Raw genomic sequence first — 4,484 nt, 5'->3', positions numbered from 1 at the left:
AAGCTTCAAGCTCTTTCTTATTCATGTTCATCTGCCTATCCTTAACTCTCTATAGAGTAAATTGAGATAGGCAGTTACACAAAATTAGTTACAGTCTCTTCAATACATTTATTTCGCTAGTCTTTTGCACGATTTCTACTAGAGGAATGCGTGTGAACTATCAGCCACTCACCGTTAACTTTTTTAAAAAGAAAGGTTTGAAACCCCGTTTTGTTGAAAGTTTCTCCAGACTTCCTAACCTTTCCTTGAACGGTTGTATCAACGAGTATCCAAGCAAAATCATCTTCTACATGAGTTTGAATGTTAGAAAAATCTAAACTTAAGAAAACTAAGGCATCCTTTTCTGGTTCAACATGATGCTCTATCAAGTCACTTAACCCTACATTCTGTCCGCCAGATTCAAAGTATCTTGCGCCTTTAAAGTCGAAAAAGTGCTTTTTAAAGGGGGCACCGTCTCCATTCTCCCAGCCATATTCAATTTGCTTTATAATGTCTTTTATCTGATCTTTATCAGTTGCATTGTTATCATGAGCGAAAGTGAAAAAAGATAACAAAGACGAAATGATTATGATTAAAAATTTTTTCATACGAGCTCTCTCGGGTAGTTAATCGAATCAATTTGACCAATGAATATGTTTGATTTTCCACTCTCCTTCGGTGTTGATTAAGACAATTGTTTCCATACTTTGGTAGTCTCTCTCTTCCCCCTTAAACATCCCATTGACCAGAAACCGCGATGCGGAGATTGCTGTGTTGCCCAGAACTTTGACTTGATGCTCCAACGCTTTATTTGTCACTGACGATAGATATTCCATATCTGAATTCATATGATGTTGAGCATATTCATCTGCGCTCCTCTCAACTCCGCCTCCTTCATAAATAGTCACATCATCCGCCAGTAGGCTCTTCGCAGTGATTTTGTCTCCCGTATTAAGCGCGTGATGGAATGCAATAACTATTTTAGCTGCAGGCGTATCTAACCCACTAAACATACCTTTCTCATGATGTTCTTTTTCATGGGCACTAGCAGCAAAACTCATGATTACGGGCATGATAAATAGTAAGACTAATAATTTAATTTTCATTTGAATTTCTCTTCTAAGTTTTATCTTTCGGGACCTACAATACTCGTAAGCCCAGAAGTAATGATTAAAATAGCAACTGCTATTGTTAACTCTAATGAAATGGATTTTGAGAGTGCTTCGCTTCCCGAGCCACTTTTAAGTTTTGGGACTAATTTCAGTTTGTGCCGTATAGCAATAGCTAGAATGCTAGTTACAAGGAACATTTTAACAAGAAGAGTTTGCCCATATATGGAGCTAAATAACCCTTCAAAACTACCTACCAATTGAATAGCTAGCCAAATGCCTGCAGATAATAATAAGGTAACCAATACGGCCGCCTGCGTACCAAACCTATCCATTAATTTATAAAGCTTTTCGTAGCTCTGGTAATGGCAGGAGAGCTTTAACGGAATCAATGCACCAAACCACCAAGCCATAACAAATACGTGAACCATAAGTAGTATTCGAGCAATACTTCCTAATTCAGAAACGTGGCCGGTTAAAGTAAATGTGTACGAGAGAGTGAATAGACACAGCACAAGTAAGCAAGACTTTAACCTTAGGAAAGGTTTAAGAGGTTTAAATTTCAATAAGTAGATAGTTATTAAAGCTACGGCTACCCCCCCCGCACGATACAAGGTGACTTCACCGATAGGAGAACTCAACATTATCTTAAGCATAAAGGGGTCAAGTGCGCCTTGAATTCCCTCTTCTACCATCGCTCCAGTGTTCGCGATAAACCACACTGCATTAGAAATAAACGCAACAAAGACACAAACCTTTACCCATACAGCGCTATAAGATGGCGTTGTATAACTTGTCCTACTGTCGTTAATATCTCGCCAGAAAAATGTATATCCAGCTGTGGCCGCGAAACCTAAATAAAACATTAGCTTTGTCACTACAATTACAGTGTTCCAGATATACATTTCCACAGCTGAATCCCCTTTTTAGTGCACCATAAATCCAAAACTATCTTTCATCTTGTGCCCATCGGAGCCAAGCATGATGAACTCAACATTGTATGAACCTGGACGTAATTTAGGTAAGGTCCAAGAATAATCCGTTGCAACCTCTTTCGGAGGTTCAAAGCCAAAATCAACTTTTGCACCTTCACTGTCTTTTAAAACTACTTTTATTAATCTAACTCCCTTGGTAAAGCTGACTGATAGTTCCATTGGGGCCTCCATCAACATTGCATTTTTGCTTGGTGTGCTAGATTTAATTTCTATAGCCTCATGTGCTAATGCCACGCTGCTTAGCAGTACACTAAATATTGCAAATGATTTAACAAGTGCTTTCATGATTACCTCTATCTTTGGTTAATATTCGGTTTTTAAAAATTAAAATTGCTTTGATTGTCAAAAGTGCGCATTTATTTGTTTAACTTTGACTTCAATCGAATTGACTGTCGTAGCTTTCTACTTTCGCGTAAGGTTCGTAGCTCCCATCTTGATATATAATGAAAACGGTATAAGGCATAAACTGCTCTGCTACTTCCATTCCGGGTGAACCTACTGGCATAGCTGGAACAGATAACCCGATAGCCTTTGGATGTTCTTCTAACAAGAATCGTTTTATAAACTTAGAAGGGACATGGCCTTCAAATACAAAGCCGTTTTCTGTAACAGCGGTATGGCAAGAGCGAAGATTTGGCGAAATTCCGTATTCGTTCTTGATGTCGCTCAAGTTATGAAAGTCCTTTGTACGTAGTTGAAACCCTTGGTTTTCTAGATGGGTTATCCACTTTTTGCAACATCCACACGATGGTGATTTATAAACTAATAATTCGAAGACGTCGTTTGCGCCATGGTGGATATTTGCCATGGCAATGCTAGGTAGAATTAGCAGTAATACCGCAGCTTGATAGATGATTTTTTTTAACATTTTTGCCTCCAGACAAAGCTGGCACATATAGGTACGCTAGCACCTAGATAATAAACAGGAACTGAAACAAATTGTGCGTTAAATTTGGACGCACTGACCCCGTGTTAGGCAAATATCGGTGGGCGAAAAAGTGAGGATGTTACTGAAACTGGCTGTTGGAAGAACAAGCCAAATGAAGCGTCCGGCACCACTGGGTGTTGAACAGTCATCATGGAAGCTATAAGGACGGGAGCATGAGTACAACCACCTGGTGGGCATGTGCATTCCGAAGTGTTGCAACAATCTTTAATACTAGCGTTCTCCGAACTGCTAGAATCTACTCTCATACCATGGCTCATGTTCGTAGAGCAATTCGATTCAGAATTACTATTGTAATGTTTGTTGTCAATAGCCATTTCAAAACTCATAGTATCTACAGCCATCGCTTGCCCGACGAGGGCAGATAGCACTGTAAACACTAATATTACTTTTGATATGGATTTAAACATTTCTTAAGCATTAAACATAACCAATATGGAGAATAATGGATTTTCGCGAATTGGTAAACAGTTGAGGCTGATTTGTGATTAGAATAGCCCGTTCATCGGCAGAATTTAAGAAATAGTCATGATGAGAGAGATAGCCTACAACCATGCAAATTTTTAGCCGCGCCACTAAATCCGTAATTCAGATACTGCGATAGAACTTGAACGCTCTAAGTAGTTGCCACAATGCTTTCTCTTTGTCCAGTTCCATTAACGTTATAACAGGAGGTACCCGGACTTACACAAAAAATTGAGGAGGCTGACAAATAAATGCTTGAGGAACTCGCGCTCTGACAGATAGAGTTTTTGATGTCGGCGACCTTATTGACAGAAACCTAAATTCTGAGAGGTGTTTGAATTTATTAGATGAGAAATGATTCTTTTCTGTATTAGGGAATCATGAAAAACTAATATTAGAAATCAATTTGAGCAAGCTATACCAATCTGAGCTTTGGTATCAGAATGAAGGTAAATGGTGGCAATACTTAGACAATGAGCTTAAGAATAAATATTTTAACTTAGCTAACAAGTTACCTCTTTCGATATCTATTGAAACGAACTTTGACAACATTGGAATAGTCCACGCAGATCATCCTTTCCATTCTCGGCCGCCTACATAAGACTGTCAAAATTATATTAATCAAATTCTTTGGGAAAGGATATTATCCTAATAACAATATCAAAGACCCTAAATCTACTTTGTATAAATTCTCTGAAGATTTTATACACATATTCAATTACCGAAACTTCAAACTTACTCACAGTAAAATAAAGTTAGACTGCTAAAACAAAAAGCCCCGCATTTTCATGCAGGGCTTTCTGAATAATGGTGCCTCGCTCCGGGATTGCAACGCGCGGCGCAGCCGCAGGGGCACGTTAGCGTGTGCCTGTGTTTTTCAACCGCCGAGATCATCGAGTAGGGTGAGGCGTCACCGCCTCATCCCTCTCACAGAACCGTACATACGGGCCTCGTATACGGCTCATGTACATAGTTATTTAGCGTAATTGC

5 protein-coding genes are annotated in these 4,484 nt (G+C 39.1%); all 5 read right to left on the bottom strand.

What is annotated here, in order from left to right; all coding sequences use genetic code 11:
• Positions 1-116: 116 nt before the first annotated feature.
• On the bottom strand, positions 117-587 hold the full coding sequence (locus MHN02_RS21120) for a nuclear transport factor 2 family protein (protein ID WP_239247924.1): 471 nt from the start codon (positions 585-587) through the stop codon (positions 117-119).
• 27 nt (positions 588-614) lie between these two features.
• Positions 615-1,085 carry a nuclear transport factor 2 family protein gene (locus tag MHN02_RS21115; RefSeq protein ID WP_012516902.1) on the bottom strand — a complete coding sequence of 157 codons (471 nt, stop codon included), beginning with the start codon at positions 1,083-1,085 and terminating at the stop codon, positions 615-617.
• Between the two features lie 20 nt (positions 1,086-1,105).
• Positions 1,106-1,993 carry a CopD family protein gene (locus tag MHN02_RS21110; RefSeq protein ID WP_239247925.1) on the bottom strand — a complete coding sequence of 296 codons (888 nt, stop codon included), beginning with the start codon at positions 1,991-1,993 and terminating at the stop codon, positions 1,106-1,108.
• Positions 1,994-2,014: 21 nt separating this feature from the next.
• Positions 2,015-2,368: a copper resistance CopC family protein gene (locus tag MHN02_RS21105; RefSeq protein WP_012516900.1), complete on the bottom strand. Its 354-nt coding sequence runs from the start codon at positions 2,366-2,368 to the stop codon at positions 2,015-2,017.
• 91 nt (positions 2,369-2,459) lie between these two features.
• Positions 2,460-2,951: a DUF411 domain-containing protein gene (locus MHN02_RS21100; protein WP_014978038.1), complete on the bottom strand. Its 492-nt coding sequence runs from the start codon at positions 2,949-2,951 to the stop codon at positions 2,460-2,462.
• Between the last annotated feature and the right edge of the window lie 1,533 nt (positions 2,952-4,484).

Origin of the sequence: Alteromonas sp. CNT1-28 (assembly GCF_022348345.1) — a bacterium.
Lineage (GTDB): Bacteria > Pseudomonadota > Gammaproteobacteria > Enterobacterales > Alteromonadaceae > Alteromonas > Alteromonas macleodii.
This window is presented reverse-complemented; position numbering and strand designations above follow the sequence as displayed.